This is a genomic window from Paenibacillus sp. TY11, assembly GCF_059772165.1.
The window spans coordinates 1-12,673 of record NZ_JCBAIQ010000019.1; the positions used below are offsets into that span (position 1 = coordinate 1).

Below are 12,673 nucleotides of genomic sequence, written 5' to 3' on the forward strand. Positions count from 1 at the left end.
CTCTTGGCAGTTTGCCTTGTTGATTAGATGTGATAAAGAGCTGTTTAAACTCTTTGGTATACGTAATTCCTTTAGAAGATACAGATTTCACATATGGGTTTGCGGAAAGCTGTTCTATTTCTTCTGCTGTGAACATTTTTTTACTCATCTGTATCCCCATCCCTGTCTTTTTCACGGTATAGTAAAAAATACCCCATAGAGAGACTTTTTTGAAGTGTCTACTCTACAGGGTACAGTTTATTCCGGTGACGCCTTTTTTATCATATGACATTTGATGAAATGGACAATCAGGAATTTAGGTTGCGGCAAGCTCGCTTTCTGTCACCCATTTGTGGTTTTTAACAGGCTCTCCCCCGGTAGTCGGCGTGTAATCAACCATGTACACTGTTGTTGGCGTTGCTGTATCAATGGTGGCCTTTGTCCCCTTCATTCCTTTCATATGATCAGCCGTCAATGTAACCTCAGTGCCCGGTGAATACGGATCGCTGCCCGCATCTTGAATTTCTTCTTGAATGACCCATTTGTGATCGGTGACTTTCTCTCCGCCTGTCGTAGGAGTATATGAAACCGTATAAGCAGTGGTGGTATAAGCGCCCGTTATGGTAGCTGTTGCGCCATCCATACCTGGCATGTGATCCGCTTTAATTATGGCCTGACTGCCTACTTTGAAGGTCGGGTTATCAGCTGTTTTTAATCCGTCAGGAACTTCATTGGAAGCGGAATGGTTCATGTCGCTTGCAGTATGTTGCTGACTGTTGTTTGCAGTATGTTGCTGACTGTTGTTTGCTGTATGTTCTGGTTCTGTAGTGCTTTCGTTACCGCATCCACTCAACATAAGTATGGCAGCAGCGCCAACGAGTAAAGCCCAATGTTTCTTCATCGTCTACAACTCCTTTAATGTTTTTTTACCCACTCTAACAATATACCCTAGTGGGGTATATTGCAAACGATAATAAATGACGAAAGTGAGGACAGCGGCCTTCAATTATTTCACTCTTGGAACATATAAAAGCTGAACTCAAAAAAGGTACTTTTTAAGTTCAGCTTTTATAGTAATTATTTATTTGCGGTTTTGCCATGCTGATTGATCAGGTTACGAAGTTTTTTGCCTGTCTGATTCAGCTCGATATCGTTCAATACATAATCTGTGCTTACTTCCCAGGTGCTGCGATCATTAAGATAAAAAATAAAGGCGGGAAAGCGAGGGCGCAGCCATCTGCGGATGGAGGCTCCTTCGAATTCGACTTTAGTGATTGCAGACCACGGGACAGTTCGAATACCATCGGAAATGCTGTGCTCGTCAAAGATGAACAGGTAGGTATCCTTACGAAGCGTTCTGCTCAAACAAACAACGAGATAACTACCAAAAAAGGGAATCCCAACAATGGCGGACGTAATAAAGAAGAAGATTTGTAGAGCTGAGATATCTTCGTCGATAAAAATGAGCAGCAGTAAAAACAGACAAATAAGCACAAACATCAAGCTGCCCATGGCTTTCCAAAATGCCAAAGATCTGCGATATGTAATTTTATCCACGGAATACCGCCTCGTCGCGTACAAATGCCTGAATGAAATGAGTCATCCGTTCTCTCCAGTTAGATTCGGTAACACTTTCAATTCGCAGACATGGGGTAGCCTGCATATCCTGCTCTGTATTTCTAACGATCCACAGGTCATTCGCTCCTTTAAGAACAAATAGCAGATTTGTAACGGAAGGTCCATCTTCATCCGTTTCCGCGTATACCATCTGGCTCAAATTATCCAGGCTACTGTGATTATGATTAAAATCCTCTCGCCAGTCTTGTATAATTTGTCGGGCCGACTCGTTAAGCTTCCAAGTTGCTGTTCGCTGCATGGTGAAGTTGGAAGAGGTTAGCTCATTCCACTGTTCTTCTGTCAGATCGACGTATCGGCTGTGCGCATTGAAGTTTGGAGAAAACAGGCCGAACAATTGATCAATGTCGTTATGCCAGTCTTCTGGGGAAGACCAACGAAAGAAATGGAGTTCATTGTGACTAGAGAAATGATACAGAAAACGCTCATTTCCATGGTGTATGGTTAATGTATTTTGCTTGTCCTGTTGCTCCTTGTATCCACGCAGCATCCGGCGGCTTTGTACCAGATGAGCTAGCATTTCAACAATGAACGCATCAAATTCAAGCTGCTGTTGACCGTCATCCCGCTGTTCCATCAAGCCCTTGGATATCAGGCTATGCGTAGCGGCATGAAAAAGCAGTTCCCAGCGATCTTCGGTTAGTTCCCCGTAATAAGATTGGAGCAGACCAGAAGCCATATCTTCTGCGCCCAGTGCAGTCAAGGCAAAGCCTAGTTCCTCAAGCGTTAAAATTACCGTTTGTTTGTCCATAGTCAGGCTCCTTCTCCATCTGTTAGGTGTATGTTATTTAAATAGTTTGCTGGCCCAACGTATCCCTTTTTCAGCGAATTTGGCGACTTTTCCACCTGCCCAGCTTCCCACCGTACCGCCGACGTAAGCACCAACAGCTGCACCAACCGGACCGCCGATAGCACCGCCAACGGCTCCCAAAGCGACGGCTCCACCATAGGTCGCTGCAGTTTTAATTGCTACATTGGAAGCAGACACAGCCACATCCGTTCCGGTAAGTTTCCCGCTTTTCCATTTTCCAGCCAGATTGATACCCTCGCCCACAATATTCATGGTGGCGTTAATAGGGTACAGCTTTTTGGCAATCATGCCGGGAATTTGTCGGGTTGCTATGCCGTAACGGCCTTTTTCCACCCCGGCGATGACGTTCCGCGTCCACTGAGGAAAGCTATTGGCTTTGTTGAATCCCAGGCCGAGCTTACCCATTTGAAGCTTTCCAGCTAAACGATCAAAGCCCTTTAAACCCTTCATCACAATACCTGGTTTAGCGAATTGGCGGTTTAGGCTTTTGCCCAAATTACGCATAAAAACATTGTTACCCTTGCCTTTCACCCATGCCGCATTATGTATAACTGCTCGAGTGGGATTCTTCAGACTTTTCTTGAATTCTACTGTTTTGGTGAGCACAAGTGTGGAAGCCAGACCGCTATAGATAGCTGTTCCGGCAAAGCCCAGTTGCCCGCGCCATTTATTGGCCTCTGAAAGACTGTTAATAGCTATATCTGCTGGATCGGGTCCCTTTTTCCCGGAAGTTGCTCCCTCACTGCTGCCGATCTGTCCGCTGTGATCTCCTTTACTAATACCCGTGTCTGCTTGGGTATCTGTTTCCTTGAATTTCACTGCAATGGAACGCAACTCTGTGCTGACAGAACCGACAGTTTGAGTGAAAGCATCCATTTGTCCACGTGCTTTGTGAAAATCCTGATAAAAGCGCTGCTGTGTCGTTCCTGCCCAGCTATTTTCCAACATTTGAATATGCTGTGACAGTTGTCCGCAAATTTGTGCCCCCAGCTCACGTGCCTGTGCGAACTGCCTGGAAACTGCCTCTAGTTTCTCAGGAGGAACCATAATTTTAGCCATGATGTCCACCTCGGATGATTAAAATAATTACTTATATTTTAGTGAATCTAGCGAGCGTTAGCAAAAAAAGGAGGGGTTTTTAAGCAAAAATAAGTCGTTTGTACGAGTTCATGAGGGAGCTTAAGGGAGAATAGTAGGAGTAGCTATGAGCCGAAGTTCTTATATGTCATTCATAAAGAAAACGAAAAAAGCCACTCTTTTCAAATGGAGCTTTCCATAAGAAAGAGAGGCCTTCTTGCATAGAAGCAATTACATATTGCGAGTCGCTTCAACTTATTTTAGAGGAATCTGCTTGGACAGCTTTTCAAACTGCTGCAAGTGAGGAGTGACTTTGGCAGTAATTCCTTTGAGATACTTGATAGCCGCTTGTCTTTGACGTTCTTTGGTAGCAGCCTCTTCAGGGAACATGGAGTATTCCTTTTGGACGGAGCCATTTTTATAGTTTACGGAGAAGAGATCTCCTTGTTTCCACCTTTGGACCAGATCTTGATTACTGTGCAAGATATTTAACATTTCTTTTCCATTTTTATAAGTGAAGTTGTAGTCTGGATCGGCCACAGCGTGGATCACTTGGTAGCCATTCTGTAATCCATTGCTCTGAAAAGTACCTACTTGGATCTCGTTCGAGCGTATTGTTCCATCCATTTGCGTCACTTTTTCAGTCTGCGTACCCTTGCCGCTCATCGTGTCATTGCTCCACGTGCCGATGTATACAACCTTATGGTTTTGTCCATCTGCATCCGTATATTGATTCATATATTTCCCAGTACCCGAACGCTTACCATTTACAAAATCGCCTGAATACTGCTTATATTCACTCCATTTGATCGTACCACGTCCGTTTGGCTGACCATTCTCAACCTCTCCATAGTAAGTAGTCTGCCCGGATAGCTGAAGCAATTCCTTGGTTGCAGACGCACTCGCCGCAGGTGCACTTACAAACAGCGCTCCAGATATCAGCGATGCGGACATCATAATAGGTAGGGACAGAGACTTCCCTTTTTTCCAAAGTTTTTGCATCATAAGTTCTCCCCTTCCGAAATTCTGAATTTCTACGAGATTTGTTAAACAACCCAGCACCGCCTTTTTACTATTTTGTGCTTGGTGATTTATAGTTTAATATATATTGAGAATTATAGGAAACTGTAAAATGAAAACAGCTAGTTAGGAGGGAGATTCATGAATTTACCTGAACATGGGAGTGAGGATGTATCGAGCATCCTTGCCGTGGAGTTGGAACATGAGCCTGTGAAGACCATAAAAGGAATCCATGAAGTGGAGCCTGATGCTAATATCTATTGGCTGATTGATGTGGAATTCAGTGGTTTTACGTTGTCAGATGAGGATATTTTGCAATTGCTCAAAGGGTATATCGTGTATGGGCATATCCATGATTTACAGATGTGGACTAGTGTGGGACGCAGACCGGCAGGCGAATGCCATTTTGATAAAATCTGTATTTGTATTGATATATTCGATAATGTAGAGATGCAGGTTCGTTTAGAAGAAGCCAAGGTTGCAGACTTTATGAACACACTGCCAGCGCGTTTTCAGGAGAAGGGCACCGTTCATGTGCTTCCTCGGGAGGATGCTGCCCGTGCACGTGCAAAAGCGGAAAAACTTAAAGCATTTTCAGATCAGGAAGGTGAGAGGGAACACGCTGTCATGCTTAGGCTGGTAGCGGATCAAGGCCAATCTTACCGTGGAGCGGATATCTGGGATGTCATGCTGAGCCTTGGAATGGAGTGGGGAGATATGGATATTTTCCATGCACACCATCACGGGCCGGGAGGCTATGATGAACTATTTAGCGTACATACGGGAACCGAGCCTGGATTTTTTTGGTTGAGTACACTCGCAGAGGATCGCTTTGCAGATTTGATTTTCAGTATGGATGGGGTACGAACCATGCAGCCGCAAACTGTGTTTGAGGCGATGTGGAAAAGTGCCGAATATGCACGCGCCAGACTCGGCGGGACATTAGTGAATGAACAGGGTCTGCCAGCTGTGCCGGAAGATTATCTGCGCCAGATTCAAGAGATGGAAGACCGCTTAAGTGATTTTGGTTTTAAAGCAGGCGAGGATGTTGTTGCGTTTCTATTCTAGATTAGAAAGGAGTGGTTTCGTTGTCCAGCAACTCCATTGAGAAGTTAAGAACGATTCTAAAACGTAAAGCTACTATTTTTCATACAGGGGGCCGCAGACCGGCGGGTTCCCTTGATCAGAGCTGGATTGGTAGAGTTACAGTGGCTTTGCCAACGGAGGCACAACCAATTGATATACAGGGGAATGTTATGGCTCCGATCATGCAATTGTATTTGCCTGCCTTGCCCTTTGTCCCTCCAGCTATGCACAGTGTCAAGCTGTTGACGGTCTTCCTGTCTCCCGATGTACTGGATCATGAGGACATGGAAGGATATATGTGTATTCGTGAGTATACGTCGGTAGAGGATTTGGTCGAAAAAGATTTTGGTCCGGCATTTATGCAAATCAAGGCGTTCCCGCTATTCCCTGAGCTCAAAGAGAATGATTATCCGGTCTGGGACGGTGAAGACATCCCTGAGGAATATGGCGATGCCCTCAACCATATGGACGAGGAGGAACCCGACTATTTTGAGGACATCGTAGAGGAAATATATGCGGTTCACAAAATCGGTGGCTATCCCAGCTTTATTCAACCGGGCATCGACTTTGGCGAGGGCTATGAATTTGTGTTTCAGATTGCTTCAGATGCCAAAGCCGAATTGAATATTGTCGATGGGGGCAGTTTTTATTTTGCCAAGCATCAGAATGAAGGAGCCTGGCGGGGTTACTTTGATTTTTACTGATAAGCTCACTTAGAGAGCAGTCTGGAACCGATCGTTTTGTAGAGCATGAATATTCGGTATGTCCCTATATACTCGTAGTTTAGAAGCTATTACATACGCACGTGCTAGATCGGGCCTGGCAGGCCATTTTCAATCATGTGGACAAATGAGGACAGAGAGCAACTGTAGGAGATTGGCATAATAGCTGAAGGAGTGGCAGCAATGAATGACTGGGAATCAGGAATCATTCAGGTCGATGGTGAGCGTGCTATTCACTCATCGTTAACGGAAGATCAGTTGTTAGAGACCACTTGGTATTCGAAATATTTTCATTCTGTAAGAAAGCTAGGGAATGACTACATCTGGTATCATTTCGATCAGGTTTCTTTGCTGTGTCGGCATTTTTTTGTGTCCGTATGCTTTAAGGATACAAGCCTAGTTGTCGTGGAGGTTTCGCTCCAGGGCGATGAATTTCCAACTTCGTGGGATAATTGGTCTGAGGAAGGAGAGAGAAAGCGGCAAAGAGAACATGATCGTTTGTTACAGCAAAATTTGTCCGTAAAGCCAAGCTATCGTCAAACCAAGCCTTACCCCTATATGGAATATGAACTGAACTGGGGGAAAATCTCTTCTTATTTTGACCCCCGATCGGGAAATACGGCCATTGCTTTTAAGTATAAAGATGAATAGCAATCTTACATAAAATGCACTACAACCTACCCTGCGCTTTGTGTTGGAGGTAGGGTGTTGGATGAGTAAGGGAGATGTGTTGTGGATAAAAAGGCGAAAAAAATACTGATGAACACATTCTGGTCCTCCAGCGGCTGGAAGCAGGAGCGGGGATCTTTTTCCGGTGAGGATTTTGAATATGCCAAAAGTAAGGGCTTGATGTTCGATCCGATCACGATTACACATAACGAGATTATAAACAGGCTGCATGAGCTGCACCAGCAAAAGGCTACAAAAGAGCGAGTGGCAGCAGCGTTTTTGCACAGCCTTTCCACGAAAAAGGTTCATTTACGAAGCACCTTATCGAGCTGGGCATTAACCGCAGGGCTTCCTTTGCACACCTATGGTGAGCGGCCTGTCGTCCTGCCCAATTACAGTAGCTGTGGGGATTGTAATTTTAATAAAATGATGTCTGATAAGGAATACGTCAATGAAGATTTGAATGTACTGAATTTTGAACGAATCAAATGGGGCGGTATTCGTCTGAACCACCTTCTATATTGCTGGATGGACCTTGAATTGTTCAGTCAAGAAGAGGATGTTCAGGTTTCCGATGAGGATCTACCTATACTTCATAACATGCTCGAAGCTGTTCAGAACTGTGATGCTCAAAGTAGTGCACGTCAATTGGAAAAGCGCTGGAAGGATGTGTTTCCATCCAGCAAAAACGAGCGTGATGTAGTCATGGAGGTGTGGGGATATGCCGGACTGTTGGTCCCACAGGACACGCCTCGTAAACGACAGCACGGCAATCATGATTTTTATTCCGTAGCAGCTTGGCAAGGAGATGACGGATACTCGCAGGAGGCGTTGGACTATTACTTCGGTACGTTTTTATAGAGAAAGTGAATCGTTATGCGACATCTTGATCATGACGGTTCCTCAAACAACAAACGTTCTTCTTCCCGACTATGGATGGCATTGACAACCAGAAGCGCGTGGAACTGCTGAAGAACTTCAGGTGTAAGCCCTTCTTCGCGGATCCCGGCTTTGAGCTCTTTTACAATGATTCGGAGCAGATCATGATCCCGTGTAAGTTTGACGACAGCCTCATGCAGTTCCGGTTTTTTCTCGACCATTTCCTGATAGAATCCTTCCTCTTCTGCATCAGCATGGCTGAGAATGCGGGTTTCCCAATATTCGATCAAGTGGTCGGCAGCCTGGCGCGCTACCTTGAATTCTTTTGTTTCGAGTAATTCCTCTACTTCTCTCGTCTTATCTAGAGCGCCAGATAGCCCGCCTTGATGAATGGCATGATGAGCATGCAGTTGACGTAAAGAAGGTCCTACCATAATAGTTCATCCTTTCTTTGTTCCCTTTTTTAGTTCAGTATAGCATAAGAAAATAGCGTTATTTTTCCGGTTAGGATATTCCCCCCTAAGGAAAAGGGAACTCCCTAATTGGTTCAATTTCATATAATACTTAGAATGAAGTTAGATGATAAAACTCAATCTTGGGGGAATGGATGATGAATCGATTAACCGAAATAACAGACATAAAAAAGATTGTGAAAAAAGGATCAAGGGTTTGAAGGGGATGAGCAGATACATACCCAATCAACATGGAGCCTGGGCCATGCTCATTCTTCCTTTTTTATTCGGTTTAGCTGCTTCTCGAGGGGAACTCATTCATATCCCCCTATTTGTGTGCTGGTTTTTTATCTACTTATTCAGTTTTCCTGTCCTCCAATGGATCAAAACAGGCAGCAGTGAAAGATACCGCAAACCCGCCGTTGTATACGGAGTGATATTACTTCCTTTGTTAATTTCACTGATATGGTTTGAGCCTGCCTTGATCTGGTATGGGGTTCTTCTATTGCTCTTTTTTATGGCTAATATTTATTTTGCAAAAACGAAAAATGAACGTGCTTTACTCAATGACATTGTTGCAATTCTACTCTTTTGTTCTTTTATATACCCCGTTATTTATATGGGGGGAGGAGAGGATTGGAGAGTAGCAACAGAGCTATTCTTGCTTTTGGTGCTTTACTTTATCGGAACTGCTTTGTATGTCAAAACGATCATTCGTGAAAGAAAAAATATACGTTACCATTATGCTTCCATCATCTATCATGTGGTGATTTTGTTGTTTGCTACTTGGTTAAAGTTACCTCTGTTTGTTCCTTTTTTGATTTTTTTGATACGGGCCATATGGCTTCCTAAACTCGGATTAAAGGCAAAACAAGTTGGCATGGCGGAAATTGGATTTTCAATGATGCTCTATGTTTTTGTGTTGTTTTTATACTTCTAAAAGGAGAGACATCAATGATATCTTTGAAAACGCCGCGTGATTATCATACAGATCCGTTTATAGTCATCTGGGAGGTTACACGAGCTTGTGCTTTAAAGTGCCTTCACTGTAGAGCGGAAGCTCAGTACAAACCTGATCCTCGCCAACTGACACTAGAAGAAGGTAAGAAGCTTATAGATCAAATCGCTGAAATGAATCATCCGTTGGTTGTATTCACAGGCGGAGATCCTTTGATGCGTCCTGATCTGTTTGAACTGGCTCGATATGCAATTGAAGAGAAAAATCTGTCGGTTTCGATGACCCCCAGTGCCACCCCTAAAGTGACACGAGCAGCGGTAGAAAAAGCAAAGCAAGTTGGGTTATCGCGGTGGGCGTTTAGTCTCGACGGTTCATGTGCAGACATTCACGATCATTTTCGAGGTACTCCGGGTTCCTACGATACGACCATGCGAGGAATTGGTTATTTGAAGGAACTGGACATCCCTATTCAAGTGAACACTACCGTGTCCCGGTACAATCTTCATGATCTGGAGCAAATTGCAGAAAGGGTAAAGGAAATGCAGGCTGTGTTATGGAGTTTATTTTTCCTTGTTCCAACCGGACGTGGCATGGAGAAAGATATGATTACTCCTGATGAGCATGAAGCCGTAATGAAATGGTTGTATCAAATACAGCAACAGATGCCGTACGGCGTAAAGGCTACAGAAGCTCCTCACTACCGAAGGGTTGTGCTGCAGGAAAAGCACAGAGCAGGTGAGAACGGTGTAGCGGACGGACAAAAGAGGGCAGATGTTTTAGGACGTGCTCCTAAAGGTGTGAATGACGGGGATGGATTTGTTTTTATTAGTCATATCGGCGAAGTGTACCCGAGTGGTTTCCTGCCTCTTATATGCGGGAATGTACGAAAGGATAGCCTGGCAGATATTTATCGCAACTCTCCGATCATGATCAATCTTAGAGATAAGTCCCTACTTAAAGGTAAATGTGGAGTCTGTGAATTCAAGACAGTCTGTGGGGGCTCCAGAGCAAGGGCTTTTGCAATAACAGGAGACTATTTGGAGAGTGACCCTTATTGCGCTTATATACCCGGGGTTGGGAAGGAAAAGTGTTTTCATGAAAAAAAGTTCTAAAAGAGTCGTTATTCTCGGTGGAGGAATAAGCGGTTTAAGTGCTGCCTTTTATGTGAAAAAGCTGGCTGAGGATAAGCAGATTGAGGTGGAGATTACACTGGTGGAGAAAAGCGACCGTCTGGGAGGAAAGCTGCAAACCGTTCGCCAAAACGATTTTATGATCGAAAAAGGACCGGATGCTTTCTTGGCCAGAAAGACGGCAATATTGGATCTGACCATGGAGTTGGGGCTGGAAGCAGAGCTGGTATCGACAAACCCGAAGGCCAAATCTGCTTGCATTTTGCATAAGGGCAAACTTCATACGATGCCGATGGGCTTCATTCTGGGCATTCCAACGAAGCTCACCCCTTTCATTCGGACGGGACTTATCTCTCCACTGGGAAAAGCAAGGGCAGCCCTGGATTTAATCATCCCGGCGAAGAAAGGTAATGCGGACGAATCTCTAGGTGATTTTATCAAACGGCGCCTCGGCAGAGAAGTTCTGGACCAGATTACAGAACCTCTGCTGTCTGGAATTTACGCTGGCGATACACACTCTCTGAGCCTCATGTCAACCTTCCCTCAATTTAAGCACATGGAACAAAAGCATGGAAGTCTGATTAAAGGTATGTCTAAAGGAGCTGGGAGAAAGCCGGCTGTACAAGACAAACTGCCGGATATCGCTAAGAAAAGTATGTTTCTTTCCTATCGACAAGGATTGTCTTCAATCGTGGAGCGGTTAAAGGAAAGGCTCGATACCGTACAATTTGTTATGGGACAAGGTGTAGTTGAAGTAAGGAAAGAAAGCGGTTATCAGGTCATTTTAGAACATGGACAAAAAATAGATGCTGATGCGGTGATCTGCGCTGTTCCAGCTTTTGAGGCGGCTAAATTATTCTCTGGTGTTGCAAGCGCTAGCTGGTTAAACAAGATTAACTATGTTTCCGTAGCCAATATTGCCCTTGCTTATAAAAATACAGATCTTAATCTTGTTTTTGAGGGAACGGGATTTCTTGTTCCCCGCAAAGAAGGAAAAATGATTACGGCATGTACATGGTCTTCAACGAAGTGGAGCCATACTGCTCCTGAAGGATACACGCTTTTACGGACCTACATCGGACATGCAGGCGCACAGGATTGGATTCAGATGACAGACGATCAACTTGTGGATGCCGCGCGCAAAGATTTGAAAGATTTAATGGGCCTGGAAGCGGAACCGGAATTCGTTGAAGTCAGTAGGTGTGATCGATCGATGCCGCAATATCCGATTGGACACAAAGAGCATATGGCGAAGGTGAGACAGGACTTCTCACAGTATTTACCGAGTGTTTTTCTATGCGGTGCCGGTTATGGGGGCGTTGGAATTCCGGATTGCATCGCTCAAGGCAAAGAAGCAGCTGAACAGTTGATTTCAGATTTTTTATAAAAAGGCTATTTCCTACTGTAAAAGAGGGAACGCCCTGATTGGTTCAGGTTTATGAGAGACGTAGAATTAAAGTGAGGCATAAAATCGAAGTAAGATGGAGGAATGCAAGATGAGTCAGTTAACGGAAGAAACATGGGTGGCGGACATTGTGAAAGAAGTACCCAAAACGGGAGATCTGTTCCGCAAACTGAGGATTGATTTCTGCTGTGGAGGGAAAATATCGCTCCGTGAAGCAGCTGCCAATCGAGGCCTCCACGCTGGTGAACTGCTGGCGCAGATACATGAAGCGGAGGAAAATCAGGCCCAGCATAAGCAAATGCAACCTCCTTCACTCGAACCAAAAGAACTAATCGCCTATATCCAGAATGAGTATCATACAAAGCTTCGCGAAGAACTACCGGCGTTAACGCCGTATGTAACCAAACTAACGCGGGTTCACGGCGAACGTTATCCGCATCTAAAGCGAGTTAATGAACTGTTCACCTTGCTTAAACAGGAATTATCGGAACATATTCAAAGTGAGGAGAACCTTGTGTTTCCGATGATTGAAGCGTTTTTACAGGAATCAACAGTGGAACGGGCAGACGCACTAAATCCGTATTTATCCAAGTTGCAAGACGAGCATCAAACGGTGGTGGAATTACTGAAGGAACTGCGTTTGATCACAAACGGCTTTGAGCCGATGCAGGAAGCTTGTGGTACACACCGGCTCGTATTGAAGCGCTTAGAGGATCTGGAAGCGGACATTTATAATCATATTCTTCTTGAAAATTGTACACTAGTCGAACGTACGAGACAGGCACAGCTAATAACAAAACCCATTACTTGATGATGAACTAAAACATTGAGGAGTCGAACATAATGCAAA

At 44.5% G+C, this 12,673-nt stretch carries 15 protein-coding genes; 8 read left to right on the plus strand and 7 right to left on the minus strand.

What is annotated here, in order from left to right:
• The 6 genes from AC6EJC_RS19640 to AC6EJC_RS19665 form a co-directional block, all read right to left on the minus strand.
• A partial coding sequence (locus tag AC6EJC_RS19640; RefSeq protein ID WP_444955500.1) for an HTH domain-containing protein occupies positions 1–160 on the minus strand: 160 nt, incomplete at its 3' end.
• Positions 161–295: 135 nt separating this feature from the next.
• Entirely contained in the window at positions 296–880 is a 585-nt protein-coding gene (locus AC6EJC_RS19645) for a DUF1541 domain-containing protein (protein WP_444955412.1), read from the minus strand.
• Positions 881–1,056: 176 nt separating this feature from the next.
• Positions 1,057–1,536: a DUF5381 family protein gene (locus tag AC6EJC_RS19650; RefSeq protein WP_444955413.1), complete on the minus strand. Its 480-nt coding sequence runs from the start codon at positions 1,534–1,536 to the stop codon at positions 1,057–1,059.
• The gene (locus tag AC6EJC_RS19655; RefSeq protein ID WP_444955414.1) at positions 1,529–2,365 is read right to left on the minus strand and encodes a YfjC family protein; all 837 of its coding nucleotides are present in this window, start codon (positions 2,363–2,365) and stop codon (positions 1,529–1,531) included. Before AC6EJC_RS19655 ends, AC6EJC_RS19650 begins: the two co-directional genes overlap by 8 nt.
• 33 nt (positions 2,366–2,398) lie before the next feature.
• Positions 2,399–3,484 (minus strand): WXG100 family type VII secretion target, encoded by a 1,086-nt coding sequence (locus AC6EJC_RS19660; RefSeq protein WP_444955415.1) that lies wholly within the window; start codon positions 3,482–3,484, stop codon positions 2,399–2,401.
• A 273-nt stretch (positions 3,485–3,757) separates the two neighbouring features.
• Entirely contained in the window at positions 3,758–4,504 is a 747-nt protein-coding gene (locus AC6EJC_RS19665) for an MORN repeat-containing protein (RefSeq protein WP_444955501.1), read from the minus strand.
• 159 nt (positions 4,505–4,663) lie between these two features.
• On the opposite strand from AC6EJC_RS19665, the gene AC6EJC_RS19670 reads away from it, so the two are divergent.
• The 4 genes from AC6EJC_RS19670 to AC6EJC_RS19685 all read left to right on the plus strand — a co-directional run bounded on the left by AC6EJC_RS19670 (position 4,664) and on the right by AC6EJC_RS19685 (position 7,860).
• On the plus strand, positions 4,664–5,590 hold the full coding sequence (locus AC6EJC_RS19670; protein WP_444955416.1) for a cell division protein ZipA C-terminal FtsZ-binding domain-containing protein: 927 nt from the start codon (positions 4,664–4,666) through the stop codon (positions 5,588–5,590).
• An 11-nt stretch (positions 5,591–5,601) separates the two neighbouring features.
• Positions 5,602–6,312 carry a DUF1963 domain-containing protein gene (locus AC6EJC_RS19675; protein ID WP_444955417.1) on the plus strand — a complete coding sequence of 237 codons (711 nt, stop codon included), beginning with the start codon at positions 5,602–5,604 and terminating at the stop codon, positions 6,310–6,312.
• A gap of 201 nt (positions 6,313–6,513) precedes the next feature.
• Positions 6,514–6,981: a hypothetical protein gene (locus AC6EJC_RS19680; RefSeq protein ID WP_444955418.1), complete on the plus strand. Its 468-nt coding sequence runs from the start codon at positions 6,514–6,516 to the stop codon at positions 6,979–6,981.
• A gap of 81 nt (positions 6,982–7,062) precedes the next feature.
• A complete protein-coding gene (locus AC6EJC_RS19685; protein ID WP_444955419.1) occupies positions 7,063–7,860 on the plus strand; it encodes a hypothetical protein in 798 nt (265 codons plus the stop codon).
• Positions 7,861–7,889: 29 nt separating this feature from the next.
• On the opposite strand, the gene AC6EJC_RS19690 is transcribed toward AC6EJC_RS19685, so the two are convergent.
• Complete coding sequence (locus AC6EJC_RS19690; RefSeq protein ID WP_444955420.1) at positions 7,890–8,312, minus strand: hemerythrin domain-containing protein; 423 nt, start codon at positions 8,310–8,312, stop codon at positions 7,890–7,892.
• A 169-nt stretch (positions 8,313–8,481) separates the two neighbouring features.
• Here AC6EJC_RS19690 and AC6EJC_RS19695 point away from each other — a divergent pair, with 169 nt between their 5' ends.
• From AC6EJC_RS19695 to ric, 4 genes are all read left to right on the plus strand, one after another.
• Positions 8,482–9,270 carry a YwiC-like family protein gene (locus AC6EJC_RS19695; RefSeq protein ID WP_444955502.1) on the plus strand — a complete coding sequence of 263 codons (789 nt, stop codon included), beginning with the start codon at positions 8,482–8,484 and terminating at the stop codon, positions 9,268–9,270.
• Positions 9,271–9,284: 14 nt separating this feature from the next.
• Positions 9,285–10,400, plus strand: coding sequence for a TIGR04053 family radical SAM/SPASM domain-containing protein (locus tag AC6EJC_RS19700; protein WP_444955421.1), 1,116 nt, complete (start codon positions 9,285–9,287; stop codon positions 10,398–10,400).
• Positions 10,384–11,805: a protoporphyrinogen oxidase gene (hemG, locus tag AC6EJC_RS19705; RefSeq protein ID WP_444955422.1), complete on the plus strand. Its 1,422-nt coding sequence runs from the start codon at positions 10,384–10,386 to the stop codon at positions 11,803–11,805. The genes AC6EJC_RS19700 and hemG overlap by 17 nt, the downstream gene beginning before the upstream one ends.
• Before the next feature lie 109 nt (positions 11,806–11,914).
• Positions 11,915–12,634: an iron-sulfur cluster repair di-iron protein gene (ric, locus tag AC6EJC_RS19710; protein WP_444955423.1), complete on the plus strand. Its 720-nt coding sequence runs from the start codon at positions 11,915–11,917 to the stop codon at positions 12,632–12,634.
• The last annotated feature ends 39 nt before the right edge of the window (positions 12,635–12,673 follow it).

What these genes read in the sequence shown, in the direction of transcription:
- hemG (WP_444955422.1), top strand. Translation starts at nt 10,384, where the DNA reads ATGAAAAAAAGTTCTAAAAGAGTCGTTATTCTCGGTGGAGGAATAAGC.
- AC6EJC_RS19695 (WP_444955502.1), top strand. Translation starts at nt 8,482, where the DNA reads ATGGATGATGAATCGATTAACCGAAATAACAGACATAAAAAAGATTGT.
- AC6EJC_RS19665 (WP_444955501.1), bottom strand. Translation starts at nt 4,504, where the DNA reads ATGCAAAAACTTTGGAAAAAAGGGAAGTCTCTGTCCCTACCTATTATG.
- AC6EJC_RS19645 (WP_444955412.1), bottom strand. Translation starts at nt 880, where the DNA reads ATGAAGAAACATTGGGCTTTACTCGTTGGCGCTGCTGCCATACTTATG.
- AC6EJC_RS19690 (WP_444955420.1), bottom strand. Translation starts at nt 8,312, where the DNA reads ATGGTAGGACCTTCTTTACGTCAACTGCATGCTCATCATGCCATTCAT.
- AC6EJC_RS19655 (WP_444955414.1), bottom strand. Translation starts at nt 2,365, where the DNA reads ATGGACAAACAAACGGTAATTTTAACGCTTGAGGAACTAGGCTTTGCC.
- AC6EJC_RS19670 (WP_444955416.1), top strand. Translation starts at nt 4,664, where the DNA reads ATGAATTTACCTGAACATGGGAGTGAGGATGTATCGAGCATCCTTGCC.
- AC6EJC_RS19660 (WP_444955415.1), bottom strand. Translation starts at nt 3,484, where the DNA reads ATGGCTAAAATTATGGTTCCTCCTGAGAAACTAGAGGCAGTTTCCAGG.
- AC6EJC_RS19700 (WP_444955421.1), top strand. Translation starts at nt 9,285, where the DNA reads ATGATATCTTTGAAAACGCCGCGTGATTATCATACAGATCCGTTTATA.
- AC6EJC_RS19680 (WP_444955418.1), top strand. Translation starts at nt 6,514, where the DNA reads ATGAATGACTGGGAATCAGGAATCATTCAGGTCGATGGTGAGCGTGCT.
- ric (WP_444955423.1), top strand. Translation starts at nt 11,915, where the DNA reads ATGAGTCAGTTAACGGAAGAAACATGGGTGGCGGACATTGTGAAAGAA.